At 65.1% G+C, this 26,243-nt stretch carries 27 protein-coding genes, 1 tRNA gene, 1 other RNA gene and 1 riboswitch; of the genes, 13 read left to right on the top strand and 16 right to left on the bottom strand.

Annotated elements, in window-relative coordinates:
• The first annotated feature begins 55 nt into the window (after positions 1-55).
• The 3 genes from SynRS9909_RS00825 (at position 56) to SynRS9909_RS00815 (ending at position 6,131) form a co-directional block, all read left to right on the top strand.
• Positions 56-2,485, top strand: a complete 2,430-nt coding sequence (locus SynRS9909_RS00825; protein ID WP_007100976.1) for a phosphoketolase — start codon at positions 56-58, stop codon at positions 2,483-2,485.
• 65 nt (positions 2,486-2,550) lie between these two features.
• A complete protein-coding gene (locus SynRS9909_RS00820; RefSeq protein ID WP_007100977.1) occupies positions 2,551-5,079 on the top strand; it encodes a glycogen/starch/alpha-glucan phosphorylase in 2,529 nt (842 codons plus the stop codon).
• Positions 5,079-6,131 carry an acetate/propionate family kinase gene (locus SynRS9909_RS00815; RefSeq protein ID WP_007100978.1) on the top strand — a complete coding sequence of 351 codons (1,053 nt, stop codon included), beginning with the start codon at positions 5,079-5,081 and terminating at the stop codon, positions 6,129-6,131. The genes SynRS9909_RS00820 and SynRS9909_RS00815 overlap by 1 nt, the downstream gene beginning before the upstream one ends.
• A 35-nt stretch (positions 6,132-6,166) precedes the next feature.
• Here SynRS9909_RS00815 and SynRS9909_RS00810 read toward each other — a convergent pair whose 3' ends face one another.
• From SynRS9909_RS00810 to SynRS9909_RS00800, 3 genes are all read right to left on the bottom strand, one after another.
• Complete coding sequence (locus SynRS9909_RS00810; RefSeq protein WP_007100979.1) at positions 6,167-6,622, bottom strand: hypothetical protein; 456 nt, start codon at positions 6,620-6,622, stop codon at positions 6,167-6,169.
• Positions 6,623-6,660: 38 nt separating this feature from the next.
• On the bottom strand, positions 6,661-7,023 hold the full coding sequence (locus SynRS9909_RS00805) for a hypothetical protein (protein ID WP_007100980.1): 363 nt from the start codon (positions 7,021-7,023) through the stop codon (positions 6,661-6,663).
• A 73-nt stretch (positions 7,024-7,096) separates the two neighbouring features.
• A tRNA-Arg gene (locus SynRS9909_RS00800) sits at positions 7,097-7,170 on the bottom strand.
• Between the two features lie 21 nt (positions 7,171-7,191).
• Here SynRS9909_RS00800 and rnpB point away from each other — a divergent pair.
• An RNA gene (gene rnpB, locus SynRS9909_RS00795) (RNase P RNA component class A) lies at positions 7,192-7,583 on the top strand.
• A gap of 18 nt (positions 7,584-7,601) precedes the next feature.
• On the opposite strand, the gene SynRS9909_RS00790 is transcribed toward rnpB, so the two are convergent.
• Positions 7,602-8,354 carry a YdcF family protein gene (locus tag SynRS9909_RS00790; RefSeq protein WP_186593772.1) on the bottom strand — a complete coding sequence of 251 codons (753 nt, stop codon included), beginning with the start codon at positions 8,352-8,354 and terminating at the stop codon, positions 7,602-7,604.
• Between the two features lie 91 nt (positions 8,355-8,445).
• Between SynRS9909_RS00790 and SynRS9909_RS00785 the strand changes: the two genes are divergently transcribed.
• Entirely contained in the window at positions 8,446-9,189 is a 744-nt protein-coding gene (locus SynRS9909_RS00785) for a ribonuclease III family protein (protein WP_050752461.1), read from the top strand.
• Here SynRS9909_RS00785 and SynRS9909_RS00780 read toward each other — a convergent pair.
• Genes SynRS9909_RS00780 through SynRS9909_RS00765 form a run of 4 tightly spaced genes read right to left on the bottom strand, consistent with a single transcriptional unit; the run spans position 9,161 to position 10,848 of the window.
• Positions 9,161-9,418 carry a nucleotidyltransferase domain-containing protein gene (locus SynRS9909_RS00780; RefSeq protein ID WP_240307731.1) on the bottom strand — a complete coding sequence of 86 codons (258 nt, stop codon included), beginning with the start codon at positions 9,416-9,418 and terminating at the stop codon, positions 9,161-9,163. The two genes, SynRS9909_RS00785 and SynRS9909_RS00780, sit on opposite strands and share 29 nt — an antisense overlap.
• A gap of 49 nt (positions 9,419-9,467) precedes the next feature.
• Positions 9,468-9,878 (bottom strand): HEPN domain-containing protein, encoded by a 411-nt coding sequence (locus SynRS9909_RS00775; RefSeq protein ID WP_240307732.1) that lies wholly within the window; start codon positions 9,876-9,878, stop codon positions 9,468-9,470.
• The gene (locus SynRS9909_RS00770) at positions 9,839-10,660 is read right to left on the bottom strand and encodes an ion transporter (protein WP_007100985.1); all 822 of its coding nucleotides are present in this window, start codon (positions 10,658-10,660) and stop codon (positions 9,839-9,841) included. The genes SynRS9909_RS00775 and SynRS9909_RS00770 overlap by 40 nt, the downstream gene beginning before the upstream one ends.
• Positions 10,661-10,665: 5 nt before the next feature.
• The gene (locus SynRS9909_RS00765) at positions 10,666-10,848 is read right to left on the bottom strand and encodes an NAD(P)H dehydrogenase subunit NdhS (RefSeq protein ID WP_007100986.1); all 183 of its coding nucleotides are present in this window, start codon (positions 10,846-10,848) and stop codon (positions 10,666-10,668) included.
• A gap of 92 nt (positions 10,849-10,940) precedes the next feature.
• Here SynRS9909_RS00765 and SynRS9909_RS00760 point away from each other — a divergent pair, with 92 nt between their 5' ends.
• The 4 genes from SynRS9909_RS00760 (at position 10,941) to SynRS9909_RS00745 (ending at position 13,786) form a co-directional block, all read left to right on the top strand.
• On the top strand, positions 10,941-11,330 hold the full coding sequence (locus SynRS9909_RS00760) for a nucleotidyltransferase domain-containing protein (protein ID WP_038001744.1): 390 nt from the start codon (positions 10,941-10,943) through the stop codon (positions 11,328-11,330).
• On the top strand, positions 11,327-11,716 hold the full coding sequence (locus tag SynRS9909_RS00755; RefSeq protein WP_007100988.1) for a HEPN domain-containing protein: 390 nt from the start codon (positions 11,327-11,329) through the stop codon (positions 11,714-11,716). The genes SynRS9909_RS00760 and SynRS9909_RS00755 overlap by 4 nt, the downstream gene beginning before the upstream one ends.
• Positions 11,709-12,257 carry a ribosome maturation factor RimM gene (gene rimM, locus SynRS9909_RS00750; RefSeq protein WP_007100989.1) on the top strand — a complete coding sequence of 183 codons (549 nt, stop codon included), beginning with the start codon at positions 11,709-11,711 and terminating at the stop codon, positions 12,255-12,257. The genes SynRS9909_RS00755 and rimM overlap by 8 nt, the downstream gene beginning before the upstream one ends.
• 71 nt (positions 12,258-12,328) lie before the next feature.
• Positions 12,329-13,786 carry a mannose-1-phosphate guanylyltransferase/mannose-6-phosphate isomerase gene (locus SynRS9909_RS00745; RefSeq protein WP_007100990.1) on the top strand — a complete coding sequence of 486 codons (1,458 nt, stop codon included), beginning with the start codon at positions 12,329-12,331 and terminating at the stop codon, positions 13,784-13,786.
• Positions 13,787-13,792: 6 nt separating this feature from the next.
• Here the strand turns inward: SynRS9909_RS00745 and glmS are convergent, their stop codons facing one another.
• Positions 13,793-15,679, bottom strand: a complete 1,887-nt coding sequence (gene glmS, locus SynRS9909_RS00740) for a glutamine--fructose-6-phosphate transaminase (isomerizing) (protein ID WP_007100991.1) — start codon at positions 15,677-15,679, stop codon at positions 13,793-13,795.
• A 59-nt stretch (positions 15,680-15,738) separates the two neighbouring features.
• Entirely contained in the window at positions 15,739-15,984 is a 246-nt protein-coding gene (gene psaC, locus SynRS9909_RS00735; RefSeq protein WP_007099573.1) for a photosystem I iron-sulfur center protein PsaC, read from the bottom strand.
• Positions 15,985-16,122: 138 nt separating this feature from the next.
• Between psaC and acpP the strand changes: the two genes are divergently transcribed.
• The 4 genes from acpP to SynRS9909_RS00715 all read left to right on the top strand — a co-directional run bounded on the left by acpP (position 16,123) and on the right by SynRS9909_RS00715 (position 20,695).
• A complete protein-coding gene (gene acpP, locus SynRS9909_RS00730) occupies positions 16,123-16,365 on the top strand; it encodes an acyl carrier protein (protein ID WP_007100992.1) in 243 nt (80 codons plus the stop codon).
• An 8-nt stretch (positions 16,366-16,373) separates the two neighbouring features.
• On the top strand, positions 16,374-17,621 hold the full coding sequence (gene fabF / locus SynRS9909_RS00725; protein WP_007100993.1) for a beta-ketoacyl-ACP synthase II: 1,248 nt from the start codon (positions 16,374-16,376) through the stop codon (positions 17,619-17,621).
• Positions 17,622-17,665: 44 nt separating this feature from the next.
• Positions 17,666-19,675 carry a transketolase gene (tkt, locus tag SynRS9909_RS00720; protein ID WP_007100994.1) on the top strand — a complete coding sequence of 670 codons (2,010 nt, stop codon included), beginning with the start codon at positions 17,666-17,668 and terminating at the stop codon, positions 19,673-19,675.
• A 72-nt stretch (positions 19,676-19,747) separates the two neighbouring features.
• A complete protein-coding gene (locus SynRS9909_RS00715) occupies positions 19,748-20,695 on the top strand; it encodes a UDP-glucuronic acid decarboxylase family protein (protein ID WP_007100995.1) in 948 nt (315 codons plus the stop codon).
• 33 nt (positions 20,696-20,728) lie between these two features.
• On the opposite strand, the gene thiC is transcribed toward SynRS9909_RS00715, so the two are convergent.
• The 6 genes from thiC to ruvB all read right to left on the bottom strand — a co-directional run bounded on the left by thiC (position 20,729) and on the right by ruvB (position 26,226).
• Positions 20,729-22,129 carry a phosphomethylpyrimidine synthase ThiC gene (gene thiC, locus SynRS9909_RS00710; RefSeq protein WP_007100996.1) on the bottom strand — a complete coding sequence of 467 codons (1,401 nt, stop codon included), beginning with the start codon at positions 22,127-22,129 and terminating at the stop codon, positions 20,729-20,731.
• Positions 22,130-22,174: 45 nt separating this feature from the next.
• Positions 22,175-22,283, bottom strand: a riboswitch (TPP riboswitch).
• 23 nt (positions 22,284-22,306) lie between these two features.
• Positions 22,307-22,942: a HEAT repeat domain-containing protein gene (locus tag SynRS9909_RS00705; protein ID WP_007100997.1), complete on the bottom strand. Its 636-nt coding sequence runs from the start codon at positions 22,940-22,942 to the stop codon at positions 22,307-22,309.
• Positions 22,943-22,950: 8 nt separating this feature from the next.
• Complete coding sequence (locus tag SynRS9909_RS00700; protein WP_038000955.1) at positions 22,951-23,196, bottom strand: DUF3188 domain-containing protein; 246 nt, start codon at positions 23,194-23,196, stop codon at positions 22,951-22,953.
• Complete coding sequence (locus SynRS9909_RS00695; RefSeq protein WP_007100999.1) at positions 23,193-24,389, bottom strand: amidohydrolase; 1,197 nt, start codon at positions 24,387-24,389, stop codon at positions 23,193-23,195. The genes SynRS9909_RS00700 and SynRS9909_RS00695 overlap by 4 nt, the downstream gene beginning before the upstream one ends.
• On the bottom strand, positions 24,386-25,168 hold the full coding sequence (locus tag SynRS9909_RS00690; protein WP_038001746.1) for a tetratricopeptide repeat protein: 783 nt from the start codon (positions 25,166-25,168) through the stop codon (positions 24,386-24,388). Before SynRS9909_RS00690 ends, SynRS9909_RS00695 begins: the two co-directional genes overlap by 4 nt.
• A complete protein-coding gene (gene ruvB, locus SynRS9909_RS00685) occupies positions 25,168-26,226 on the bottom strand; it encodes a Holliday junction branch migration DNA helicase RuvB (protein WP_007101001.1) in 1,059 nt (352 codons plus the stop codon). The genes SynRS9909_RS00690 and ruvB overlap by 1 nt, the downstream gene beginning before the upstream one ends.
• Positions 26,227-26,243: the final 17 nt, after the last annotated feature.

The following is a 26,243-nucleotide window of genomic DNA, read 5'->3' as shown; positions in this document are numbered from 1 at the left end:
CAGGCCCGGAGGCCATGGCTACCTTCCGCGTAGTGAACCCTGGATAGACAGGATCATGACCACCACGCCCTATCAGGCCGCCGCCGCGCACGTGCAGGCGCCGATGGAGGAGGAACTCCAGCGCCTGGATGCCTACTGGCGCACGGCCAATTACCTGGCCGTGGGCATGATCTACCTGCAGGACAATCCGCTGCTGCGCGAGCCGCTGCAACCGGAACACATCAAGAATCGCCTGCTCGGCCACTGGGGATCCAGCCCCGGCCAGGCCTTCATCTGGACCCACGCCAACCGGCTGATCAACAAATACGACCTCGACATGATTTACATGTCGGGCCCCGGTCACGGTGCTCCTGGCGCCCGCGGCCCCGTGTACATCGATGGCAGCTACACCGAGCGTTACCCCGACAAATCACTCGATGAGGCGGGGCTGAAGAAGTTCTTCAAGATGTTCTCCTTCCCCGGGCACATCGGCAGCCACTGCACCGCCGAAATGCCGGGTTCGATCCATGAAGGCGGCGAGCTCGGTTATGTGCTCTCCCACGCCTGCGGCTCGGTGTTCGACAACCCGGAGCTGATCACGATCGCCTGCGTCGGCGACGGTGAAGCCGAAACCGGCCCCCTCGCCACCAGCTGGCACATCAACAAGTTCATCAACCCGGTGAAAGACGGTGCCGTGCTGCCGGTGCTGCACCTCAACGGTTACAAGATCGCCAACCCGACGATCCTCAGCCGCATCCCCCACGAGGAACTCGACAGCCTGCTGAAGGGTTATGGCTGGAGCCCGATCGTCGTCGAAGGTTCCGACCCGATGACCATGCATCGCCAGATGGCGGTGGCGATGGAGCAGGCGGTGCTGGAGATCCGGGCGATCCGCGACCAGGCCCGCAGCAGTGGCGAGGCCTTCCGCCCCCGCTGGCCGATGATCGTGCTGCGCTCCCCCAAGGGCTGGACCGGCCCCCAGGAGATCGACGGCAAGAAGATCGAGAACTTCTGGCGCTCCCACCAGGTGCCGGTGGCCGATGTGAAGAGCAACGAGAGCCACCTGCGCCTGCTCGAAGACTGGATGAAGAGCTACCGCCCCTGGGAACTCTTCGATGACAACGGCGCTGTGCGCGAAGAGATCCGCGCCATGGCTCCGAAGGGGGATCGCCGCATGGGCTCCAACCCCCACACCAACGGCGGTGAGCTGCGCAAGGAGCTCTTCTTCCCCGATCTGCGCAACTACGAGGTGCCGGTCACGAGTCCCGGCACCACCGAGAAGGAAAACACCTATCCCCTGGGCGAACTGATCCGCGACCTGATCAGCCTCAACCCCGGTGGCTATCGCCTCTTCGGCCCCGACGAAACCGCCTCCAACCGTCTGCAGGCCGTGTATGGCGCCACCAAGAAGGTGTGGATGGCTGATTTCCTGCCGGAAGACCTCAACGGCAGCGAACTCTCCCGCGATGGGGCCGTGGTGGAGATGCTCTCCGAGCACACCCTGGTGGGCATGATGGATGGCTATCTGCTCACAGGGCGGAACGGCTTCTTCCACACCTATGAGGCCTTCGCCCATGTGGTGGCCTCGATGTATAACCAGCACTGCAAGTGGCTGGAGCACTGCGAAGAGATCGCCTGGCGTGCCCCGATCGGCCCCTGGAACTGCCTGATCTCCTCCACCGTGTGGCGTCAGGACCACAACGGCTTCACCCATCAGGATCCCGGTTTCATCGATCTGGCCGGCAACAAGAAGGGCAGCATCACCCGGGTGTATCTGCCGGCGGATGCCAACAGCCTGCTGGCGGTGGCCGAAACGGCGCTCACCGAAACCGATGTGGCCAATATCATCGTGTCGGATAAGCAGAAGCATCTGCAATACCTCACCCTGGATCAGGCCCGCCGCCATGTGGCCAAGGGTGCGGGCATCTGGGAGTGGGCCTGCAACGACAACTGCGGCGTTGAACCGGATGATCCGGATGTGGTGCTCGCCTCCGCCGGCGACATCCCCACCAAGGAGTGTCTGGCGGCAATCGAGATCATGCGGGAGCGGATTCCTTACATCAAGATCCGCTACGTGAATGTGGTGAAGCTGTTTGCCCTGGCGGCACCCAAGGATCACCCCCACGGCCTCAGCGATGTGGATTTCGCCAGCCTGTTCACCCCCGACAAGCCGGTGATCTTCAACTTCCACGGCTATCCCTGGCTGATCCACCGCCTCACCTACAACCGCCCCAACCACAACAACTTCCATGTGCGTGGGTACAAGGAAAAGGGGAACATCAACACGCCGCTCGAGCTGGCGATCAGCAACCAGATCGACCGCTACGACCTGGTGATCGATGTGATCGATCGGGTGGAGAAGCTCGGCTCCCGCGCCGCCCATGTGAAGGAGCAGATGAAGGACGAGATCCAGATGCACCGCGCCTACGCCTACGAGCACGGCACCGATGCTCCGGAGATCAACAACTGGCGCTGGAGCCTCGGCCACGGCTCCTGCAAGGCCTGAGCCCAGGCAACACAGCGGTCCATCGGTTGTCACATCAGCGTTCCCGACTCACCCTTTCCCACTCCATGAGCAGCACACCCTCCCAACGCCTCGATCTGCGTCTGCCCACCCCCGGCTGCTACGCCGACCCGGAACGGGCCGGCCTGGAGGCCGACGCCGTCTTTGACGGCATGACCGAGCACCTCTTCTTCACGCTCGGCAAGCTCGCCCCCACCGCCAGCCGCCATGACCTCTACATGGCTCTGAGCTACGCGGTGCGCGACCGCCTGATGACTCGCTATCTGGCGAGCCTGGAGGCGATCCGGGCCCAGCCGCAGCGCAGCGTCGCCTACCTGTCGGCGGAGTTCCTGATCGGCCCGCAGCTCAACAACAACCTGCTCAACCTGGGCATGCAGCAGGCGGCGGAGGAAGCGCTGAAGCGCTTCGGCATCGAGTCGCTTCAGCAGATCCTCGAAGTGGAGGAGGAGCCCGGCCTCGGCAACGGCGGCCTCGGTCGCCTCGCCGCCTGCTACATGGAATCCCTGGCCAGCCTGCAGGTGCCCGCCACCGGCTACGGCATCCGCTACGAGTTCGGCATCTTCGATCAGCTGATTCGCGATGGCTGGCAGGTGGAGGTCACCGACAAGTGGCTCAAGGGGGGCTGGCCCTGGGAACTGCCCCAGCCGGATGAGGCCTGCTTCGTGGGCTTCGGCGGCCGCACCGAGAGCTACATCGACGACAAGGGCAATTACCGCTCCCGCTGGATCCCGGCCGAGCATGCGATCGGTGTGCCCCACGACGTGCCCGTGTTGGGCTACCGGGTGAACACCTGCGATCGGCTGCGGCTCTGGCGCGCCGATGCCACCGAAAGCTTCGACTTCTACGCCTTCAACATCGGCGATTACTACGGCGCCGTGGAGGAGAAGGTGGGCAGCGAAACCCTCTCCAAGGTGCTCTATCCGAATGACGGCACCGATGAAGGCCGCCGCCTGCGCCTCAAGCAGCAGCACTTCTTCGTGAGCTGCTCGCTGCAGGACATGCTGCGCAGCCTCGACCACCGCGGCCTGGCCGTGGAGGACTTCCCCAACTACTGGACCGTTCAGCTCAACGACACCCACCCGGCGATCGCCGTGGCCGAGCTGATGCGGCTGCTGATCGATGATCGCCATCTGGAGTGGGACAAGGCCTGGGACATCACCAGCCGCTCGGTGGCCTACACCAACCACACCCTGCTGCCGGAAGCCCTGGAGAAGTGGGATCTCGGCCTGTTTGCCGACCTGCTGCCCCGCCACCTGGAGCTGATCTACGAGATCAACCGTCGCTTCCTGCAGCAGGTGCGTCTGCGCTACCCCGGCAACGATGCGATCCAGCGCAAGCTCTCCATCATTGATGAAGAAGGAGGCAAGGCGGTGCGCATGGCCCACCTGGCCACGATCGGCGCCCATCACGTCAACGGCGTGGCCGCCCTCCACTCCGACCTGGTGAAGAGCCAGCTGCTGCCGGAATTCGCCGAGCTCTGGCCGGAGAAGTTCACCAACGTGACCAACGGCGTCACCCCCCGGCGCTGGGTGGCCTTGGCCAACCCCGAGCTGGCCACCCTGCTCGATGAGCACATCGGCGAAGGGTGGATCACCGACATGGAGCAGCTGCGCCGGCTGGAGGAGCGGCAGCACGATTCCGGCTTCCTCGAGCACTGGGGCGCCACCAAGCTGTCGGTGAAGCGCAAACTGTCGGGTTACATCCACCGCCACACCGGTGTGCTGGTGGATCCCGCCAGCCTGTTCGATGTGCAGGTGAAGCGCATCCACGAATACAAGCGCCAGCACCTCAATGCCCTGCAGGTGATCACCCAGTACCTGCGGATCAAGAACGGCCAGGCCGATGGCATGGCGCCGCGCACGGTGATCTTCGGCGGCAAGGCCGCCCCGGGGTATTACATGGCCAAGCTGATCATCCGCTTCATCAACGGCATCGCCGAAACGGTGAATGCCGACCCCGACATGGATGGTCGCCTGCGGGTGGTGTTCCTGCCCGACTACAACGTGAAGCTGGGCGAGCAGGTCTATCCCGCTTCCGACCTGTCGGAGCAGATCTCCACCGCCGGCAAGGAGGCCTCCGGCACGGGCAACATGAAGTTCGCCATGAACGGGGCCCTCACCATCGGCACCCTCGATGGCGCCAATGTGGAGATCCGCGAGCGGGTGGGCGGTGAGAACTTCTTCCTGTTCGGCAAAACGGTGGAGGAGATCGGCGCCCTCAAGCACAGCGGCTACCGCCCCTGGGAGGTGATCCAGTCGCTGCCCGAACTCGCCGAAGCGATCCGCCTGGTGGAGATCGGTCACTTCAGCAATGGCGACAGCGACCTGTTCCGGCCATTGCTCGACAACCTCACCGGCAGCGATCCCTTCTTCGTGATGGCGGATTTCGCCGATTACCTGCGCGCCCAGGACGCGGTGAGCCGCGCCTGGCACGATCGCCAGCACTGGAACCGGATGTCGCTGCTGAACACGGCCCGCACCGGCTTCTTCTCCTCCGATCGCTCGATCCGGGAGTATTGCGAGTCGATCTGGAACGTGCAGCCCCTGAACGTGGAGATCACCTGCGACGTGCGCTGATGGCTCCGCTCACCCTGGTGATCAACCTGGGCAGCTCCAGCCTCAAGGCCGCCCTGCTCGAACAGGGTGGGCTGGCCTGCTGGCACCGGGGGCGCAGCCTGGCTCACGGGGAGGAGCTCCATAGCGTGCTGGACGACTGGCTGGCGCCGGCCCTGGCCGACCATCGCCAGGCGCTGGTGCGCATCGGCCACCGCGTGGTGCATGGCGGTGAACGCTTCATCGCCCCCACCCGGATCGATGCGGCGGTGGAGCAGGAGCTGCAAACGCTGATCCCGCTGGCACCGCTGCACAATCCGCCGGCCCTGACGGGCATCGCCTGGGCCCGGGCCTGGGCGCCGGAGCTGCCGCAGTGGGCCTGTTTCGACACCGCTTTCCACAGCACCCTGCCGGAAGCGGCCCGCACCTACGCGCTGCCGGCAGAACTGCGCGCCCGGGGGCTGCGACGCTTCGGCTTTCATGGCCTCAACCATCAGCACGTGGCGGAAACCGTGGCCGCGCAGTGGCAGGCCCAGGGCCGTGATTCCAGTCAGCTGCGCCTGATCAGCGCCCATCTTGGGGCGGGGGCGTCGTTGGCGGCGGTGCGCGGCGGCCGCTGCATCGACACCACCATGGGCTACACGCCGCTGGAGGGGCTGGTGATGGCCACCCGCAGCGGCAGCGTCGACCCCGGCGTGCTGCTGGAGTTGATGCGAGAAGGCTTCAGCGAGGCGGAACTGGCGGAGCTGCTGCAGAAACGGGCCGGCCTCAAGGGCCTCTCAGGGCTGAGCGGCGACATGCGCGAGATCCGTGAGCAGGCCGCCGCTGGCCATGCCGGTGCATCACTGGCGCTGGCGGTGTTCCGCCACCGATTGCTGCAGGAACTCGGCGCCATGGCCGCAAGCCTGGGCGGCGTCGACGTGCTCGCGCTCACGGGCGGCATCGGCGAACACGATGGGGCGCTAAGACAGGAACTGGCCGATGCGCTCTCCTGGATCCCCGATCTGGAGATTCAGGTGGTGCCCGCCGATGAAGAGGGAATGATCGCCCGCCTCAGTGAACGGGTGAGCCAGTGAGCAGTCAAGCCAGTGAGAGAGCGAGCTGCTGATCGTCAGCCGCGATCGGGCAGGTCGGGGGTCTGATGGAGCAGGCGGTTGAGACGCAACCGATCAGCATTGAGCGGATCAGGGGCAAGTTCACCGGCCAGCTCGCGGAACTTCTGCTCGATGTCGTCGGGCACACGCACATCAAAGATGCGCTCCATCAAGGCCTCGATCGAGAAGAGGTGGGCATTGATGTTTTCCAGATCGGCCATCGCCTGCTGAATCGCGTCGGCCGGCTCCTCAGTGCCGCCCACAGGGGTGGCGTGGGCCTGAGATTCGGAAGTGCGGGCGCCGTGCTGCTTCTGCAGGTCTTCCAGCACACGCCCCGACAGGGTGCGGAACGCCTGCAGAGCGGCCCAAGAAAGTTCCTGCTGCTGACGCAGGGTGGGGCATTCACGGATCAGACGGTCGTGCTCCCGGTAGAAGCGTTGGCAGTCAGGGCATTGACAGGGCTCTTCAGGCACCGCAGACCCTCTAGATCAATTTCCACTATGGCACCTGATCACGCTGCCAGGGGCGGTTCTCCCGAAAAATCCCCCGAAAAACCCTGATCTCCGCCCTCTGAATCAGGACCATCGGCACTGTCATCGACAGCACCCGGGAGGGGAATTTCGATCGAACTCACCACCTGAATCACATCGCGGAGGCGCATGGAATCGGCAAACCAGCCCATCGCCTGCTCGGTGTCGCCACGACGCTCGGCATCGCTGGCCTGGTCTTCGTGCGCTTCGGCCAGCAGGGCCAACCAGCAGAGGCAGCGGGCCTGCACCACCGAGAGGTCGAGATCGGTGGGCTGGGAGTCGGCGATGCGCTCGCTTTCCTGCTGAACAAGGAGCCTCAGCCGCAGATCGTGAAGCTGGGTCATGGCACCGGGTTCACTGGCGCAACGCTAGCGGGGGTGCACGATCTGACCACCCCACCAAATGTAGTGTCGACTACGGGGCTGGCGGGACTCGAACCCACGACCTACGGTTTAGGAAACCGTCGCTCTATCCGGCTGAGCTACAGCCCCTCAATGGCCATTATGGGGTTTGAAAGCAGGCGAGGTGGTCGCGATCGAGGCGTCGTCCCACGGGGCGATGGGCTCGGTTGAGGAAAGTCCGGGCTCCCCGATGGCCAGGCTTGCTGGGTAACGCCCAGTGCGGGTGACCGTGAGGAGAGTGCCACAGAAACACACCGCCGATGGCCGGCTCGCCGGCACAGGCAAGGGTGCAAAGGTGCGGTAAGAGCGCACCAGCAGCATCGAGAGGTGCTGGCTCGGTAAACCCCGGCCGGGAGCAAGGCCCAGGAACGACGGTTGGCCATCAGCCCCGTTCCGCCAACAACGTGCCGCTCGAGGTCGTCGGTAACGGCGATCCCAGATAGATGACCACCCCCCTTCCCCGGAAGGGAGAACAGAACCCGGCTTATGTCCTGCTTTCACCCCCTTGGCTCAGTGACTCTTCACCAAGCTCGATAGACCAGTCGCCCCAACAACTCGCGCAGAGCGCGGGAACTGTGATCGAGAGCCTGAGCTGTTGGCAGCCACTGGCTGGGATCCCGCCACAGGGAGCCGGCCCAGGCCCCACGGGTTTGAAAATCCACCGGAAACGGCTTCACCTCCAGCCCCTGCCGCTCGAACAGCCGCTGGGCCCGGCGCATATGGAACGCACTGGTGACCAGAAGGATTCTGGCGGAGGGAGCCTGGAGCAGCCGCCGAATCGCCACCGCTTCCTCGGCGGTGTTCACCACCACCGGCGTGCTGGCCATGGCCTCGGAAGGAATACCCAGCTGCTCCGCTTCGGCGAGATAGCGCTGACCTTCCGGTGGCTGACCGGGCCGGAAGGGGCTGGCACCGCCGGTGAACAGAAGCCGCGGCGCCTTGCCGGCGCGGTAGAGATCGAGGCCAGCCAGGAAGCGATCGGGGTCCTCCCACTCTCTCACCCGGGCGGCACCGGGGGCGGGGTGGCGGCCGCCACTGAGCACCACAATCGCATCGGCCGTTGGGGCTGCAGCCGCAGGCAAGCGCTGCCAGGGCGCTTCCAACCAACGCCAGAGCACCTGACTCACCAGACCAAGCGAAAAGAACCAGAGCAGGGCAAGGGCACCGATCAGGGGCCAGCGCCAGCGCATCGACAACCCCAGCAGCAACAGCATCAGGCTGAGCCCCAGGGGCAGCAGGGCCAGGGGCAGGATCTTGCTGAGCCAATAGGTCATGGCCAAAGAGTGCACACAGCAACAACGTCTTCCACCAGAACCGGCCCCAATGGTCTTCGAAGGCAATCATGGGAAATGCCGCGCCTGCGCCATGGCAGTGCCCCGACCATCGCCAATCGATGCCGCCCGTCGCGAGCAATTGGAGCAGCTCTGGCAGCAACTCGGCCTTAGCCCGCCGCTGCCGCTCAAGGACGACGAGCTTGCCCAGCTCAATGAAGCGCTCACCCACACCTCCAGCGGCCTGCATCCCCATCACGAGCAGCTGGAATTTCTCGGCGATGCGGTGCTGCGCCTGGCCGCCACCGAGTTCATTGCCAGCACCCAGCCCCAGCTGCCGATGGGGGAACGGTCCGCCCTGCGCGCCCAGCTGGTGAGCGATCAATGGCTGGCCCAGTTGGGAGAGCAGATCGGCATCGCACGCTGGTGGCAGATCGGTGCGATGGCCAGCGGTGATGTCGCCGGCCACGCCACCCTGCGCGCCGAACTCAGTGAAGCGCTGATCGGCGCGATCTATGCCATCGGGGGGCTGCAGGCGGTGCAGGCCTGGCTGACGCCCTATTGGCAGCCAACCAGCGCCGCCGTTCTCGCCGATCCGCATCGGGGCAACAGCAAATCCGCCCTGCAGGAGTGGAGCCAGGGCCAGGCTTTGGGCCTACCGGCCTACGACACCCGCGAGGCCAGCAGGCGCCACGGCGACCCGCGCCGCTTCCATTGCCGCGTCAGCCTGCCCGATCTCCTCGCTGAGGGCTGGGGCGGCTCCAGGCGTGAAGCCGAACAGCACGCTGCAGCTGCTCTCTTGGCAGAGATCAAAGCATCCAACGGAGATCGCGCCTGAGCTCAGCCGCCATCCGAGTGCCATCAGAAAGCCGTTGATCCAATTCCTCAGGGGTCAACACCAGAGCATCACAACTGAGAGGGAGGTCACCCAGGGGCCAGACCTGGAGACGCTCGATCTGGCCGCCGGTGGCTTGAGCATCAACCAGAAGAAGGTCCAGGTCGCTGCCGAATGCTGCGGAGCCTCGGCCGTAGCTGCCGAACACCCCCACCTGACGAAGACTGGGCACCTGACGCTGCTGCTGTTGCGCCCAGAGTCGTACATCAGCGAGGACCTGTTCAGGAGTTGGCCATCGCCACACGGATTGCGTCAACAAGCGCACTGGCATGGGTGATGGCGTCAGAACTCTGCAGGCGACCGAAGTGATCGGTTGGAGCACCTTCTGGAAGGCTATCGGGATAGCGCGTAGGGATATACAGGGCGTCCAGCACCCGAAGCCTGTCTTCCAGGTCAGGCACTCTCGCCGCCAAGGGTTCGGAGACGAAGGCCGGCAAATCCCGAAACGAGCGCCCCAGACCATGACCCCAACTCTGCTGACCGTGATGGAGATGCAAAGCCTTCAGGGCTTTTTCAACCGCCTGGTGTGATGCAACCAATCGGCAGAGCGGTTCATAGGGGCATTCTGCTGACGATCGCCTGAATGACTGGATCAGGACCTTGAGACAGCCTCTGGCAACACCGCCCCGCACTGATCGCAGTGGGCGGCCCGGTGGCGGTGGCCAGTGCGGCCGCAGTCCCCACACGAGCGTTGATCCTGCCGGGCCTGATTGATGGTCTCCACCGTGACGATGCCGGTGGGGATGGCAATGATCCCGAAGCCGAGCAGCATCACCACCGCCGCCAACAGGCGACCGAGCACGGTCTGGGGCACCACATCGCCGTAGCCCACCGTGGTCATGGTCACAATCGCCCAATACACCCCGTGGCCCACGGTCTGGAACTGCGTCTGGGGGTGGCTGCTTTCAATCATCACCATCACATACCCCAGCATCACCTGGGCCATCACCACAAAGAACAGGAACACACCGATGCGGCGGGCACTGGCGCGCAGGGCGTTGCCGAGCAGCTGGGCCTCATCGAGAAAGCGCAGCAGCTTGAACACCCGCAGCACCCGCCCGAACTTGAAGATCCAGAGGATCAAGCCACTGCTGATCTGGGGTACAAAAAAGAACAGCACCGCCGAGAGGTCGATCAGGCCGTAGAAGCTGCGCAGATAGACCAGCGGTTGGGGCGTGACCCAGAGGTGGAGCAGAAAATCGGCGATGAACACCAGCAGGCAGGCCCGCTCAAGGCTGTGCACCCAGGCCGGCACCGCATCATCAGAAGCGAGATGAAGCGGATGGGGCTCGACCATCAGCCCCGCCACACTCACCAGAATCGTGCCAAAGATGATCAGGTTGTAGAGGCGTCCGGCTCGGGTGTCGGAGTCGAGCACGACCCGCCGCAACTGCACCCGGACGCCGGCCCACATCACCCTCAGGCGGCGCTCAGATCCCTGAGACGCAGGGTCACGAGCTTGTCCCAGTTGCCGCCTTCAAACAGCACCGCCGCCCGATCCCCGCTGATCCGCTGCACGAACCCGGTGTACCCGTTGTAAATCGAACGGGGATCCTCCACCTTCACCGTGGCACCGGGCAGGATCGGAGCGGTGGAGGCCATGGATGCGGGCAGCGATCGTGAGCGCATTCTGGCGCAGGGGAGCCGACGCAAGGATCAACCCCAGAATGGAACAACGTTGCCAGGGCGTTGGCATGGCTGCCGTCACCAGCTTTCATGTGTTGCGCCAGCAACGGCATGCGCAGTGGCTCACTGAGCTGAAACAACGCATCGATCAGGTGCTGGTCTCATCCCCTCCAGGCAGCACAGTCAGGCCTGATCAGATTTATCTGTTTGGATCCAGAGCACGAGGCGACTGGGATGGCCTCTCCGATACGGATCTGCTGGTGGTGGCCGAGAGCCGAGAAGCAGCCGAGCAATGGGCCGATCAGCTGCTCGCGCATGGTGTCGCCCAGGACGCGATCGGGCTGGACCGCGTGGCCTGGCAACAGCTCCCCGAGCATCCGTCGGTGATCTGGCGCCATGTGGCTCGCGATGCCCAGCCTTTACTTGCGCAACAACCTTTACGCGCACAACAGCCATGAACTCCCGGCCTGAGGCCTGGCTCCATCAGGCCAGGAATGACCTGGCCTTGGCGCGGCTCGCCCGCGACAACGGGTTTCTGGCTCAGGCTTGCTATTTCGCCTCACAAGCCGCCGAGAAATCCCTCAACGGAGCACTGCTGGAGCTCGGCATCGAGCCCCCGCACACCCACGTGCTGCATGATCTCGTCCAACAACTCGACCAAGCCGGTCTCGACACCCAGGCCCTCCAAGCCCTTCCACTCCGGGGGCTCAGTCGCATGGCGATTCAATCGCGTTACCCAATGGATGCCACCCCACCCGCGGATCTGTTTGATCCAGGCGATGCCGATCAAGCTCTCAGCATCGCCAGCCAAGTGATCGAGCTGGTGGAGGTGCTCGATGCCTGAACCCACCAACGCTCCACAGCCGAACGACTGGCTGGCGGTGGGAACCGTGGTGGGTGCCCAGGGGCTCGGCGGCGAGCTGCGCATCAATCCCGCCAGTGAGTTCCCGGAGCGCTTCACCACGCCCGGCACCCGCTGGCTGCAAGCCCGTGGCGGCGAACCCCGCCCCGTAGAGCTGAGCAGCGGTCGGCAGCTGCCCGGCAAACAGCTGTTCGTGGTGCGCTTCGACGGGGTCAACGACCGCAGCGCCGCCGAAGCCCTGGTGGGCCAGACCCTGTTGGTGCGCGCCGATGACCGGCCTGCCCTGGCCGATGGCGAGTTTCACCTGCTCGATCTGGTGGGCCTCGAGGTGCGGCTCCAGGCCGATGCTGAAGCGATCGGCAGCGTCACCGATCTGATCAGCGGTGGCAACGACCTGCTGGAGGTGGAGCGCACGGATGGCCGCAAACAATTGATTCCCTTCGTGGAGGCGATCGTGCCGGAGGTGCACCTCGAGGAGGGCTGGCTGCTGCTCACGCCACCACCGGGGCTGCTGGAGCTCTAAACACCGGCATCAAGAGCTGACAGCCCCTGGGGCCCTGCGCGACACTGGCGCCACGTTCGGCTCAGCCCACGGTGACCACCCCCCTGATCCCGGTGATCCTCTGCGGCGGCACCGGCACCCGTCTCTGGCCCCTCTCCCGCGCCAGCTATCCCAAACAGTATTGGCCCCTGGGGGGCAGCGGCGACGAGACCCTGCTGCAGCAGACCCAGCAACGGCTGGAAGGGCTGAGCGGTCTCGCAGCTCCCCTGCTGATCTGCAACGACGACCACCGTTTCATCGTGGCCGAACAGATGCGCCAGATCGGTGTGGAGCCGGGCGCCATCCTGCTGGAGCCGATGGGGCGCAACACGGCACCGGCGGTGGCGGTGGCGGCCCTCCAGGCCACCGCCCGCGGCGACGATCCGCTGCTGCTGGTGCTCGCCGCCGACCATGTGATCCGCGATGCGGCCCTTTTCCGTGCCGCGATCGAAGCCGGGCGCGCCGACGCGGAAGCTGGCCGTCTGGTGAGCTTCGGGATCGTGCCGACAGCGCCGGAAACCGGCTACGGCTACATCGAAGCGGCAGCACCACTGCAGGCGGGATCGCTCCAGCCCGTGCCGATTGCCCGCTTTGTGGAGAAACCCGATCGGGCCACGGCCGAGCAGTTCCTCGCCAGCGGTCGCTTCACCTGGAACAGCGGCATGTTCCTCTTCCGGGCCAGCGCCATGCTCGCCGAGCTGGAGCGGCTGGCGCCTGAAGTGGTGAGCTGCTGCCGCGCCGCCCTGGAGCAGGACGTGGCCGACCTCGACTTCCTGCGTCTGGAGCGGGAAGCCTTCGCCAAGTGCCCGAATGTGGCGATCGATGTGGCGGTGATGGAGAAAACGGCGCTGGGTTCGGTGCTGCCCCTGGCGGCGGGTTGGAGCGATGTGGGCAGCTGGAGTGCGCTGTGGGATACGGCCGATCGGGATGACGACGGCAACGTGCTGCGCGGCCGGGTGATCAGCGAAGGCAGCCGCAATTGCTACCTGCGCAGCGAGCATCGCCTCGTGGTGGGCCTGGGGGTGGAGAACCTGGTGGTGGTGGAAACCGACGACGCCGTGCTGATCGCCGACCGCAGCCAGGCCCAGAACGTGAAGACGATCGTGAAGCAGCTGGAGGCCGACGGAAGCCCCGAAGGCAAGGCCCACCGCAGGATCTATCGCCCCTGGGGCTCCTACACCGGCGTGGTCGAAGACCATCGCTGGCAGGTGAAACGGATCTCAGTGAAACCGGGGGCGAGCCTGTCGTTGCAGATGCACCACCACCGCGCCGAGCACTGGATTGTGGTGAAGGGCACCGCCCTGGTGGAGCGCGACGGCGAACAGCAGCTGATCGGCGAAAACCAGAGCACCTACATCCCCCTGGGCTGCAAACACCGGCTCAGCAACCCGGGCCGCATCCCCGTCGAGATGATCGAGGTGCAGAGCGGGGCCTACCTCGGCGAAGACGACATCGTCCGCTTCGACGATCTATATGGCCGCAGCGACGCCACAGCCGCGCTCAAGGCCTGAGCCGACTCACTCCACGGTGACGCTCTTGGCCAGGTTGCGCGGTTGATCCACATCGAGGCCGCGATGGGCAGCGATGTGGTAACTCAACAACTGCATCGGCACCACCGTGAGCAGGGGGCTCACCCACTCGCTCACCTCCGGCACCGGCAGCAGGGCATCAAACAGGGCCGTGTCCGGTCCTTCCGGTGCCACACCGATCAGCTGCGCATCGCGGGCTTTCGCCTCCTGGGCATTGCTCAGCACCTTCTCGAACACCACGCCGGGCATCGCAATCGACACCACCGGCACGTGGGCATCGAGCAGGGCAATCGGGCCGTGCTTCATCTCGCCGGCGGGATAGCCCTCGGCGTGGATGTAGCTGATCTCCTTGAGCTTGAGCGCTCCCTCCAGCGCGATCGGATAGTTGATGCCACGCCCCAGGAAGATCACGTCCTGGGTTTCAGCAAAGCGGTGGGCCAGCGCTTCCGACTCCCGATCGTGACGCTCCACCAGTTGCGTGAGCTGGCTGGGAAGCTGGCGCAACTCCGCCACCAGAGCTGCGATCTCCGCCACCGGCCGGCTGCCGCGCCGGGCCGCAAAGGCGAGGGCCAGGGCATAGAAGGCCAGCAGCTGACCGAGGAACGTTTTGGTGGCCGCCACACCCACTTCGATGCCGGCGCCGATGTCGAGGATGTGCTCCACCTGGCGGGCCAGGGAACTCTCAGGCCGGTTGGTGATCCCCAGCTGGCGTGGTGCATAGGCGTCATCGCCCAGGGCGCGGCGGCGCTCTGCCTCCATCGCCAGGGCGGCGAGGGTGTCGGCCGTTTCCCCCGACTGGGTCACCCCGATGGTGAGGGTGTGGGGCGCCAGCGGCGGCGGCGCATAACGGAATTCGCTGGCGTAGAACACGCTGGTGGGCAATCCGGCGAACTGCTCCAGCAGGTAGGCCCCCACCAAGGCCGCATGACGACTGGTGCCACAGGCCAGGATCTGAATCCGCTCCACCCCGGAGTAAAAGGCCTCATCGAACGGCAAGGCCACCGGATTCGACTCCGGCAAACCGCTGGGGAGATGGCGCGCCACCCAGAGCTCAGCCGTCTCCGGCTGCTCATGGATCTCCTTGAGCATGAAGTGGCGGAAATGGCGCTTGTCGGCCACATGATCCGTGCCGCTCAACAGAGAAGGCGTGCGCTGCTGCCGCACACCCTCAGCGTCGTAGAGCTCGATGCCCAAAGGGCTGAGCAGGGCGACTTCCCCGTCCTCCATCGGCAGGATCGTGCGGGTAATCCCGGCGAGAGCCGGCGTGTCGCTGGCGCAGACAAACTCCCCTTCACCAAGACCGATCAGCAACGGCGCCGCCCGGCGGGCCACCACCAGGGCGCCGGGAACCTCCGCCCACACCACCGCCAGGGCATAGGCGCCCTGCAGCTGCGGCAACACCGCCTGCACCGCCTCCAGCAGCAGGGCGCCATCGGCGGGGCGCCCCTCAGAACGCAATGCCTGCAGCCGGGCTGCGATCAGGTGGGGAATCACCTCGGTGTCGGTCTCCGACTCGAACACCACGCCTGCAGCCATGAGCTGCTCCCGCAGGCTGCGGTGGTTCTCGATGATGCCGTTCTGCACCACCGCCACCGTGCCGCTGCCATCGCGATGGGGATGGGCATTGCGCTCCTCCGGTTTGCCATGGGTGGCCCAGCGCGTGTGGCCGATGCCGCAGTAGCCCGGTGCTCCCTCCGCTTCCAACCGTGCCGCCAGGTTCACCAACTTGCCCTTGGCCCGGAGGCAATGCAGCTGGGTGGCCTCCACCGTGGCGATCCCGGCGGAGTCGTAACCGCGATACTCCAGCTGCCTGAGGCCTTCAAGCAACAGGGGGGCCGCATCCCGCGAGCCGATCACCGCAACGATTCCGCACATATCAAAAAAGCCCGGCAGTCGCCGGGCTGAGCTTATGGCCTATCGATGAACCCACTCAATCAGTAGGCCAGACCCATGCTGCGGCTGGTTTCATCACCGAGATAGACGCGGATGCTGAGGAAGTCGGTGGGACAGGCGGTTTCGCAGCGCTTGCAACCGACGCAATCCTCGGTGCGGGGGGACGAGGCGATCTGACCGGCCTTGCAGCCGTCCCAGGGCACCATTTCGAGCACATCCAGAGGGCAGGCACGCACACACTGGGTGCAGCCGATGCAGGTGTCGTAGATCTTGACGGCGTGGGACATGTGCCCGTTCCTGAACTGATGGCTTGGCGCCAAGGTACCCGTCACAACCGGAGCTGAACCACCTGTGGCACGTCGCCGTCACCGTTGTTAACGACCGCGAGACCAGCCCGTAGGATGCGTCGTCCCGTCTTCACGGCCATGTCCCAGGAAGCGATCCTCGAAAAAGTCCGTTCGATCGTGGCGGAGCAGCTCAGCGTTGATGCCGGCGACGTGAAGCCGGAATCCAATTTCCAGAATGATCTCGGCGCCGACTCGCTCGACACCGTCGAGCTGGTGATGGCTCTGGAGGAAGCCTTCGACATCGAAATCCCCGACGAAGCCGCTGAAGGCATCGCCACCGTGGGTGACGCAGTTAAGTACATCGAAGACAAGCAGGCCTGAGGATCGGGATGGTGGAGGGTCTCCAACGTGTCGTGGTCACGGGCCTCGGCGCGGTGACGCCGATCGGCAACACGGTTGCCGACTACTGGACCGGGCTGACCTCCGGCCGCAACGGTGTGGCTCCGATCACGCTGTTTGATGCCAGCGCCCACGCCTGCCGCTTCGCGGCGGAAGTGAAAGCCTTTGACCCCAGCGGCTATCTCGAAGCGAAGGAAGCCAAGCGCTGGGATCGGTTCTGCAAATTCGGCGTGGTGGCAGCCAAGCAGGCCCTGGCCGATTCCGGCCTGGAGATCACCGACGCCAATGCCCACCGCATCGGCATCAGCATCGGCTCCGGCGTCGGCGGCCTCCTGACGATGGAGACCCAGGCCCACGTGTTGGCCGACAAGGGACCGGGGCGGGTCAGCCCCTTCACGGTACCGATGATGATTCCCAACATGGCCACCGGGCTGGCGGCCATCGCCCTCGGCGCTAAGGGTCCCAGTTCCGCGGTAGCCACCGCCTGCGCCGCCGGCTCCAATGCGATCGGTGATGCCTTCCGGATCCTCCAGCTGGGCAAAGCCGACGCCATGATCTGCGGCGGTGCCGAATCGGCGATCACGCCCCTGGGAGTCGCCGGTTTCGCCAGCGCCAAGGCGTTGTCGTTCCGCAACGATGATCCCGCCACAGCCAGTCGCCCCTTTGACGCCGAGCGGGACGGTTTCGTGATCGGTGAAGGGGCAGGCCTGCTGGTGCTCGAAACCCTGGCCCACGCCGAAGCCCGGGGCGCCACGGTGCTGGCGGAGATCGTGGGCTACGGCACCACCTGTGATGCCCACCACATCACCGCCCCGACCCCGGGTGGTGTGGGCGGCGCCGCTGCCATCCGCCTGGCGCTCGACGATGCCGCTCTGGCCCCTGAGTGTGTGGGTTACATCAATGCCCACGGCACCAGCACCCCAGCCAACGACAGCAACGAGACCGCTGCCATCAAGAGCGCACTCGGCGATCGGGCCCATCAGATCCCTGTGAGCTCCACCAAATCGATGACCGGTCACCTGCTGGGAGGTTCCGGTGGCATCGAAGCGGTGGCGAGCATCCTCGCCATCCGCCATGGCGTTGTGCCCCCCACGATCAACTACGCCAACCCAGATCCCAACTGTGATCTGGATGTCGTTCCGAACACCGCCCGTGAAGCCACACTGGATGCGGTGCTCTCCAACTCCTTCGGCTTCGGCGGCCACAACGTCTGCCTTGCCTTCCGTCGCATGCGCTGATTCAGACTCTGCGCATCCCCTGTTCTGTACTTCGTCACCACGCCATGGTCGCCGCGCCCGCTTCCCTCGACACCCTCTGCATCAACAGCATCCGCATGCTGGCCGTTGATGCGGTCAACAAATCCAAGAGCGGCCACCCCGGTCTGCCCATGGGTGCAGCGCCGATGGGCTACACCCTCTGGGACAAGTTCCTGAAGCACAACCCCAAAAACCCCCTCTGGTTCAACCGGGATCGGTTCGTGCTCTCGGCCGGCCACGGCTGCATGCTCCTCTACGCGTTGCTGCACCTCACCGGCTACGACTCGGTGACGATCGACGACATCAAGCAGTTCCGTCAGTGGGGCTCCAAAACCCCCGGCCACCCGGAAACCTTCGAGACCCCTGGCGTTGAAGTGACCACGGGCCCGCTCGGTGCCGGCATCTCCAATGCCGTGGGCCTGGCGATCGCGGAAGCCCATCTCGCGGCCAAATTCAACAAGCCCGACGCCAAGGTCGTCGATCACTACACCTACGTGATCATGGGCGATGGCTGCAATCAGGAGGGTGTGTCGTCGGAAGCCTGCTCTTTGGCGGGTCACCTGAAGCTGGGCAAGCTGATCGCGCTCTACGACGACAACCACATCACCATCGACGGACGCACCGATGTGTCCTTCACCGAAGATGTGCTCAAGCGCTACGAGGCTTACGGCTGGCACGTGCAGCACGTGGCTGATGGCAACACCGACGTGAATGCGATCGCCCATGCGATTGAGGCCGCCAAAGCCGTCACCGACAAGCCGTCGATCATCAAGGTGACCACCACGATCGGCTACGGCTCTCCCAACAAGAGCGATACGGCCGGAGTGCACGGGGCTCCCCTCGGCGAAGAAGAGGCGGAACTCACCCGCAAGCAGCTCGGCTGGAACCACGGGCCGTTTGAAGTGCCCCAGGAGGCCTACGACCAATACCGTCAGGCGATCGAACGCGGTGCCAGCCTCGAGGCCGAATGGAACCAGGCGCTGGCCAGCTACCGCAGCAAGTACCCCAGCGAAGCCGCCGAATTTGAGCGGATGCTGCGCGGTGAGCTGCCCCAGGGTTGGGACAAGGATCTGCCCTCCTACACCCCCAACGACAAAGGTCTGGCCACCCGCAAGCACTCCCAGATCTGCCTGGGTGCCCTGGGCCCGAACCTGCCCGAGCTGATCGGTGGTTCCGCTGACCTCACCCACTCCAACTACACCGACATCGCCGGTGAAACGGGCTCCTTCCAGCCGGAGAGCCCGGAGAAGCGCTATCTCCACTTCGGCGTGCGCGAGCACGCCATGGCGGCGATCCTCAACGGCATCGCCTACCACAACAGCGGCTTGATCCCCTACGGCGGCACCTTCCTGGTGTTCGCCGACTACATGCGCGGCTCGATGCGACTCTCCGCTCTGAGCGAGCTGGGTGTGATCTATGTGCTCACCCACGACTCCATCGGCGTTGGTGAAGACGGCCCCACCCACCAGCCGATCGAGACCATCCCTTCTCTGCGGGCGATGCCGAACCTGCTGGTGTTCCGCCCCGGCGACGGCAACGAAACCAGTGGCGCCTACAAGCTGGCCATCCAGAACCGCAAGCGTCCGAGTGCGCTCTGCCTCAGCCGCCAGGCCATGGCCAACCAGGCCAACTCCTCGATCGACAAGGTGGCCCACGGCGGTTACATCCTCGAGGATTGCGCCGGCACCCCCGAGCTGATCCTGATCGGCACCGGCACTGAACTCGATCTCTGCGTGCAAGCGGCGAAGCAGCTCACGGCGGAAGGCCACAAGGTGCGCGTCGTCTCCATGCCTTGCGTGGAGCTGTTCGATGAGCAAAGCGACGCCTACAAGGAAGAGGTTCTGCCCAGCGCCGTGCGCAAGCGGATCGTGGTGGAAGCTGCGGAAGCCTTCGGCTGGCATCGTTTCGTGGGCCTCGATGGCGCCACCGTCACCATGGATCGCTTCGGCGCCTCCGCGCCCGGCGGCACCTGCATGGAGAAGTTCGGCTTCACCGTGGAGAATGTGGTGGCCAAAGCCAAAGCGCTGCTGGCTTGAACGCGACACCAATTCACACGTGAATGATTGGATGGCCCCGCGCTTCAAAGCGGGGCCTTTTCATTTCTGGCCATGCCTCAACCTCGCAATCTGATCACCGGCGGTGCCGGCTTTCTCGGCTCCCACCTGGTCGATCGGCTGATGCAAGCCGGCGAAGAAGTGATCTGTCTCGACAATTACTTCACCGGACGCAAAGCCAACATACAGAACTGGGTCGGTCATCCCAAGTTTGAGTTGATTCGTCACGATGTAACTGAACCGATCAAATTGGAGGTGGACCGGATCTGGCACCTGGCCTGCCCTGCGTCCCCGATTCACTACCAATACAACCCGATCAAAACGGCCAAAACCAGCTTTCTGGGCACCTACAACATGCTGGGCCTGGCTCGGCGCGTGAAAGCGCGATTCCTCCTCGCGAGCACCAGCGAAGTGTATGGCGATCCCGAGGTGCACCCACAACCGGAAAGCTATCGCGGCTGTGTCAACACCATCGGCATTCGCAGCTGCTACGACGAAGGCAAGCGCATCGCTGAAACACTCTGTTTCGACTACAAGCGCATGCACAACACGGAAATCCGTGTGATGCGCATCTTCAACACCTATGGCCCCCGCATGCTTCCCGATGACGGTCGCGTCGTCAGCAACTTCATCATGCAAGCACTGAAGGGGCTCCCTTTGACCCTCTATGGCGATGGCCAGCAGACGCGATCCTTCTGCTACGTGGATGATCTGATCGAAGGCATGATCCGCCTGATGAACAGTGATCACACCGGACCGATGAACATCGGCAACCCAGACGAATTCACCATCCAACAGCTGGCGACCATGGTGCGTGATCGGATCAATCCCGATCTGGCCATCGTCCATCAGCCATTGCCGCAGGACGATCCGCTGCAACGCCAGCCCGTGATCAAGCTGGCTCAAGAGATTCTTCAATGGCAACCCTCAGTCCCCCTCGCTACCGGGCTGGAGCGCACGATTGCTGATTTCAGATCCCGATACAGCGGAGATGCCGACTGAACCACATCTCCGCCTTCTCGAGTCAGATCACGATCACTCCGCCTTGTCCATCTTCACGCCGGCCAGTTCGGCGCCCCCTTTGGCCTTGAGTGCTTCTTCCAGACCCTCGATGTCGGCATCGGTGATCTTGGTTTGCATCGGGCAGTGCTTCGGGCCGCACATGGAGCAGAACTCGGCCTGCTTGTAGATATCCGCCGGCAGGGTTTCGTCGTGATACTGCCTGGCGCGCTCCGGATCGAGTGACAACTCAAACTGCTTGTTCCAGTCGAAGTTGTACCGAGCCCGACTCAGCTCATCATCGCGATCGCGGGCACCGGGCCGGTGCCGGGCGATGTCAGCCGCATGGGCCGCGATCTTGTAGGCGATCAAACCTTCGCGCACATCCTCAGCATTGGGCAGACCGAGGTGCTCTTTGGGAGTCACATAGCAGAGCATCGCCGTGCCGTGCCAACCGGCCATCGCCGCACCGATGGCTGAGGTGATGTGGTCGTAACCGGGAGCAATGTCGGTGACCAGAGGGCCGAGCACATAGAAGGGCGCTTCGTTGCACTCCTCCATCTGCTTTTTCACGTTGAACTCGATCTGATCCATCGGCACGTGACCCGGACCCTCCACCATCACCTGCACATCGTGCTTCCAGGCGCGACGGGTCAGATCGCCCAGGGTCTTCAATTCCGCCAACTGCGCCGCATCAGAGGCATCGTGTTGACAACCGGGTCGCAGTGAATCGCCGAGTGAGAAGCTGCAGTCGTAGCGCTTGAAGATCTCGCAGATGTCGTCAAAACGGGTATACAGCGGATTCTGACGGTGGTGATACAGCATCCACTGGGCCAGGATGCCGCCACCACGGCTCACAATGCCGGTGAGACGCCCTTTCACCTTGGGCAAGTGCTCGATCAGCAGACCAGCGTGAATCGTCTGATAATCGACGCCCTGCTGGCAGTGCTTCTCGATGATGTGGAGGAAGTCGTCTTCATCAAGCTTTTCGATCGAGCCATGCACACTCTCGAGGGCCTGATACACGGGCACGGTGCCAATCGGCACGGGTGAAGCGTTGATGATCGCCGTGCGTACCTCATCCAGGTTCACACCACCGGTGGACAGATCCATCACCGTGTCGGCGCCATACTTCACCGCCAGCTGCAACTTTTCCACCTCCTGATCCACATCGGAGGCATTTGGAGAGGCGCCGATATTGGCGTTCACCTTGCAGGAACTGGCGATGCCGATCGCCATCGGCTCCAGATTGGTGTGATTGATGTTGGCCGGGATGATCATGCGGCCGCGGGCCACCTCCTCCATCACCAGCGACTCGGGCAGATTCTCCCGCTTGGCCACATGGGCCATCTCCTCGGTCACCACCCCCTGACGGGCGTAGTGCATCTGGGAGACATTGGCCTGACCCCGACGGGCCGTAACCCAGGAAGCGCGCATGATCCGTAGAGCGATGGGACGACAGGAGCTGGCCGGACGGCCTGGGATCACGCTTGGTCACTTCCCTGGCGCCGGCATGACCCGGATCAGGTTCGGAGGGTGTGATCTCAGCCCTCAGGCCGCAAGCGACTTGAAGGCACCCCTAGTGGTGATCGAACGCTAGCAAGCGCTGACCAATCAGGACTGCAGACCATTCAGGGCCGCCGCCACCACCCGGTGATCGCCATCCTGCTGAAGCCGTTGCAGAAGGCTGCGGGCCTCAGCAGTGATGACCGGCGCCCCAGTGGCAGCACCACCCTGCTCCCGCACCAACCGGCCCAGGATCTCCGTTCCGCCCACCCGCACGGTGCCATCCGCATCAGCAATCGCCTCACGGGCCAGCGCCAGCAACCAACCGGGCTCCATCGCCGGCTGCTCCGCCAGGGCCGAGAGGATGCTGCAGCGCACCAACCAGGCGTGATCGGCGCTGAAGCTGTCCCGCAGCAGGGGCCAGGATCGCTCAACGCCGAAGCTGGCGAGGGCATTGGCAGCTTCGGCGCGCACATTGGCGTCCTCGTCCTCGCGGATCAGACGACACAGCACCGCCCAGCCCGCCTCGCTCCGGCGCACCCCGAGCCCACTGCAACTGAGCGAGCGCACCAGAAAGGCCTCCTGCTCGGAACCGAGGATCAGCAACGGCACCACCACCGCTTCGGTCTGGTCCTCCGGGAACTGCCGCAGCCCGGCCAGAGCCGGCATCGCCCGGGTTGGGTCCCCCGAGCTGATCGCCGCACGCAAGGCGGCCGGATCGGGCAGCGATGAAAACTCAGGCATGGCAGGCATCAATCCCGTGGTCGCGAGGGGCGCTCCGCCCAGGTGCTGCGCAAGGCGAGCAACAGGCGATGACGCCGACGCCGTCGGCCGACGATCGCACTGATCACCAGGGCGAGTCCCACCAGAATCGCAGGCAGGGCCTGCAGCCGATCGTTGCCCTGGCGCTGCAGCATCGCCACCAGCCCCAGCAACACCAGCAACGGAGCCGCCAACGACAACCACACGTGACCAGCGGGGCGGACCGGCGACGTCATCGCCCCACCTCCTGGCCGCCAGCCTCCTGCAACCAGGTCAGCAGGGTGGCCGTAAGCACCCGGATTCCCACAGCCAGGCTCGCCTCATCCGGCAGAAAACTGCCGTGATGCAGGGGCGCGCATCCCTCCGGCCCCGCCACCCCGAGGCGGAACATGCTGCCGGGCACGTCCTGCAGCAGCTCAGCGAAATCCTCCGCACCCAGAGACGGCTGCTCCAAACGCAGCACCCGCTCGCGCCCCAGCTGGTCGATTGCACAGCGCTCGAGCAGATCGGTGAGCGCTGGATCGTTGTGCACCGGCGGTGCGATGCAGCGATAACTCACCCGGGCCGTGGCACCGAAACTGGCGCAGATCGCCTGCACGGTCTCCTCGATCCAGGCCGGCAGCCGGGCATGCAACTCGGCATCCAGACAACGCAGGGTGCCGAGCAGACGCACCCGATCAGCAATCACGTTGAAGGCCTTGCCGCCCTCAATCGCCCCGAAGCTCACCACCACTGGATGCAGGGCATCAAGGCGTCGACTGATCGCCTCCTGCAAACCGGTGACGACCCTGGCCGCGATCCAGATCGCATCCACTGACTGGTGCGGCCGGGCGCCATGGCCGCCCTCCCCGATCACCTCGATCTCCAGTTCACCGGCCGCTGCCGTGAGGCTGCCGCTGCGCACCCCGATCGTGCCCGCCGCCAGGGAGGGGAACACATGCACGCCATAGAGAGCACTCAGCCCCTCCAGGGCGCCGTCCTCCCGCATCCAACGCGCTCCCTGGGCCAGCTCCTCAGCCGGTTGAAACAACAAGCGCACGCCGCAGGGCAACGCCGGTTCGGCCGCCAGCAACCGCGCCACGCCGAGCCCCACGCAGGTGTGCAGATCGTGGCCGCAGGCATGCATCACTCCCTGACGACGGGAGGCGAAGGGAAGGCCGGTGCGCTCCTCCACCGGCAGGGCATCCATGTCGACCCGCAGCCCCACCCTGGGGCCCTGGTCAGGCCCCAGATCCGCCACCACGCCGGTGCGACCCACCGCTTCACGCACCCGCCAGCCGCGCTGCCGCAGCTCACCGGCCACCAGGGCCGCCGTCTGGTGCTCCTCGCCGCTGAGCTCGGGATGGGCATGCAAATGGCGACGCAGCTCCAGCAGCTCAGGGAGTTCCCGCTCGAGACGGGCGGGCCAGAGCCGGGAGGGATCACTCATGGGCTCTCCAGCTTGAGGAACGCCGCGAGGTCGGCGGTGGGCTTGGGCGGCCAGCGCCGCACCTGGCGCAACCAGTCGCTCTGGCGGTAGCGGGGATCCAGGCCGGCGGCGGCGGCCCAATGGCTTTCCGCTTCGCCGCCGCGGCCGCGGCGCCAGAGCAGGGCTGACAGGCCAGCGCGGGCATCGGCGAAGAGGGGATAGCGGCGGATCAGCTTGCGCAGCTCCTGCTCGGCAGCGTCGAGCTCACCCAGCTGATACCGGGCCAGGGCTTCGCTGGAGCGGGCCATGGCGAATCCAGGTCGAGCCAGCGCCGCCTGGCCATAGAGATCGGCGGCAGCCGACCAGGCGTTCTGGGAGGCGCGCACATTGCCAAGGTTGTAAAGAGCCGAAGCCTCGGCAGGATCCCGCTCCAGGATCCAGGCGTAATCGTCGGCGGCCTCCGGCCAGCGCTGCAGGGCTTCTTCGGCGGTGCCCCGATTGAGATGGGGGTCGATGGCGTCTGGCGCCAACGCGATCGCCTCGGTCTGATCAGCGATGGCCCCCTCCGGATCACCAAGCACCAGGCGCACATTGCCGCGGTTGCTCCAGGCCGCCGCATCCTCGGGATGACGCGCCAGGAAGGCATCCCAGAGGGGCAGGGCCTCAATTGCCTCTCCCTGCCGACTCGCCGCCAGGGCCTGCTCGAACAGGGCCTGATCGCTTGGCACCACGTCGCTCAGCGCTGACGCCGGCTGGGCCAGCAACAGCAGCGTGAACAGAAGCAGCAGACAACGACGCATCATGCGGCGTCGATCTCCGCGGCCGGCCAGCCCAGATGTTCGCGTCCTGCCGCCGTCACCACCCGGCCTCGGGGGGTGCGTTGCAGAAAACCGAGCTGGAGCAGATAGGGCTCCACCACCGCTTCCAGGGTGGTGGGATCCTCACCGAGGGCCGCCGCCAGGGTGTCGAGTCCCACCGGTCCGCCGCCATGGGCCTGCAGCAGCAGCTCCAGCAGGCGGCGATCACTGGCATCGAGACCGCGGCCATCGACGCGATGCAGGCGGAGGGCGTCATCCACCAGCGCCGCGTCAATCGCTCCCTCCACATCCCGCACGCAGGCCACATCCCGCACCCGGCGCAACAGACGGTTGGCAATCCGCGGCGTGCCGCGGCAGCGGCCGGCGATTTCAGCGCAGGCCTGCGGCGTGAGGCGGAGACCCAGCAGACCCGCGGCCCGCTCCACAATCGCCTCCAGATCCTCCTGGCCATAAAACTCGAGCCGTTGAATCAGGCCAAAGCGATCGCGCAAGGGTGAACTGAGCGCCCCGGCCCTGGTGGTGGCCCCCACCAGCGTGAACGGTGGCAGCTCCAGGGTGCGGGTGCGGGCCGTGCTGCCCTTGCCCACGGTGAGATCGAGGCGGCGATCCTCCATCGCCGGATAGAGCAGCTCCTCCGCCACCCGGGTGAGACGGTGAATCTCATCGATGAACAACAACTCATTCGGCTGCAGGTTCACCAACAGACCGACGATGTCGCGGGGTCGCTCGAGGGCGGGGGCACTGGTGATCCGGCAGCTCACCCCGAGCTCCTCGGCAAGCACCAGGGCCATGGTGGTCTTGCCCAGGCCCGGTGGGCCGTAGAGCAGCACATGATCGAGAGCGTCGCCACGGCCGAGGGCCGCCTGCACCGCGATCGCCAACACCTGCTTCAGCTCGGGCTGGCCGATGTAATCCTCGAGACGACGCGGCCTGAGACCCTCATCCCGATTCGATGCCAGCAGCGGCTGTTCCCGCCGCTCCGGAGCGGTGGTGGGATCCAGCAGAGGGGACCGGCCGGCACCGGATGAGACGATCGCCATGGAGGAAGGGTAACGGT

Source organism: Synechococcus sp. RS9909, assembly GCF_014279595.1.
In the GTDB taxonomy this organism is placed as follows: Bacteria; Cyanobacteriota; Cyanobacteriia; order PCC-6307; family Cyanobiaceae; genus Synechococcus_C.
Note: the sequence above shows the minus strand (reverse complement) of the source record. Positions and strands in the feature narration are given on the sequence as shown.

What these genes read in the sequence shown, in the direction of transcription:
- SynRS9909_RS00825 (WP_007100976.1), top strand. Translation starts at nt 56, where the DNA reads ATGACCACCACGCCCTATCAGGCCGCCGCCGCGCACGTGCAGGCGCCG.
- SynRS9909_RS00820 (WP_007100977.1), top strand. Translation starts at nt 2,551, where the DNA reads ATGAGCAGCACACCCTCCCAACGCCTCGATCTGCGTCTGCCCACCCCC.
- SynRS9909_RS00815 (WP_007100978.1), top strand. Translation starts at nt 5,079, where the DNA reads ATGGCTCCGCTCACCCTGGTGATCAACCTGGGCAGCTCCAGCCTCAAG.
- SynRS9909_RS00805 (WP_007100980.1), bottom strand. Translation starts at nt 7,023, where the DNA reads ATGACCCAGCTTCACGATCTGCGGCTGAGGCTCCTTGTTCAGCAGGAA.
- SynRS9909_RS00790 (WP_186593772.1), bottom strand. Translation starts at nt 8,354, where the DNA reads ATGACCTATTGGCTCAGCAAGATCCTGCCCCTGGCCCTGCTGCCCCTG.
- SynRS9909_RS00785 (WP_050752461.1), top strand. Translation starts at nt 8,446, where the DNA reads ATGGCAGTGCCCCGACCATCGCCAATCGATGCCGCCCGTCGCGAGCAA.
- SynRS9909_RS00770 (WP_007100985.1), bottom strand. Translation starts at nt 10,660, where the DNA reads ATGTGGGCCGGCGTCCGGGTGCAGTTGCGGCGGGTCGTGCTCGACTCC.
- SynRS9909_RS00765 (WP_007100986.1), bottom strand. Translation starts at nt 10,848, where the DNA reads ATGGCCTCCACCGCTCCGATCCTGCCCGGTGCCACGGTGAAGGTGGAG.
- SynRS9909_RS00760 (WP_038001744.1), top strand. Translation starts at nt 10,941, where the DNA reads ATGGCTGCCGTCACCAGCTTTCATGTGTTGCGCCAGCAACGGCATGCG.
- SynRS9909_RS00755 (WP_007100988.1), top strand. Translation starts at nt 11,327, where the DNA reads ATGAACTCCCGGCCTGAGGCCTGGCTCCATCAGGCCAGGAATGACCTG.
- rimM (WP_007100989.1), top strand. Translation starts at nt 11,709, where the DNA reads ATGCCTGAACCCACCAACGCTCCACAGCCGAACGACTGGCTGGCGGTG.
- glmS (WP_007100991.1), bottom strand. Translation starts at nt 15,679, where the DNA reads ATGTGCGGAATCGTTGCGGTGATCGGCTCGCGGGATGCGGCCCCCCTG.
- psaC (WP_007099573.1), bottom strand. Translation starts at nt 15,984, where the DNA reads ATGTCCCACGCCGTCAAGATCTACGACACCTGCATCGGCTGCACCCAG.
- acpP (WP_007100992.1), top strand. Translation starts at nt 16,123, where the DNA reads ATGTCCCAGGAAGCGATCCTCGAAAAAGTCCGTTCGATCGTGGCGGAG.
- fabF (WP_007100993.1), top strand. Translation starts at nt 16,374, where the DNA reads ATGGTGGAGGGTCTCCAACGTGTCGTGGTCACGGGCCTCGGCGCGGTG.
- tkt (WP_007100994.1), top strand. Translation starts at nt 17,666, where the DNA reads ATGGTCGCCGCGCCCGCTTCCCTCGACACCCTCTGCATCAACAGCATC.
- SynRS9909_RS00715 (WP_007100995.1), top strand. Translation starts at nt 19,748, where the DNA reads ATGCCTCAACCTCGCAATCTGATCACCGGCGGTGCCGGCTTTCTCGGC.
- thiC (WP_007100996.1), bottom strand. Translation starts at nt 22,129, where the DNA reads ATGCGCGCTTCCTGGGTTACGGCCCGTCGGGGTCAGGCCAATGTCTCC.
- SynRS9909_RS00705 (WP_007100997.1), bottom strand. Translation starts at nt 22,942, where the DNA reads ATGCCTGAGTTTTCATCGCTGCCCGATCCGGCCGCCTTGCGTGCGGCG.
- SynRS9909_RS00700 (WP_038000955.1), bottom strand. Translation starts at nt 23,196, where the DNA reads ATGACGTCGCCGGTCCGCCCCGCTGGTCACGTGTGGTTGTCGTTGGCG.
- SynRS9909_RS00695 (WP_007100999.1), bottom strand. Translation starts at nt 24,389, where the DNA reads ATGAGTGATCCCTCCCGGCTCTGGCCCGCCCGTCTCGAGCGGGAACTC.
- SynRS9909_RS00690 (WP_038001746.1), bottom strand. Translation starts at nt 25,168, where the DNA reads ATGCGTCGTTGTCTGCTGCTTCTGTTCACGCTGCTGTTGCTGGCCCAG.
- ruvB (WP_007101001.1), bottom strand. Translation starts at nt 26,226, where the DNA reads ATGGCGATCGTCTCATCCGGTGCCGGCCGGTCCCCTCTGCTGGATCCC.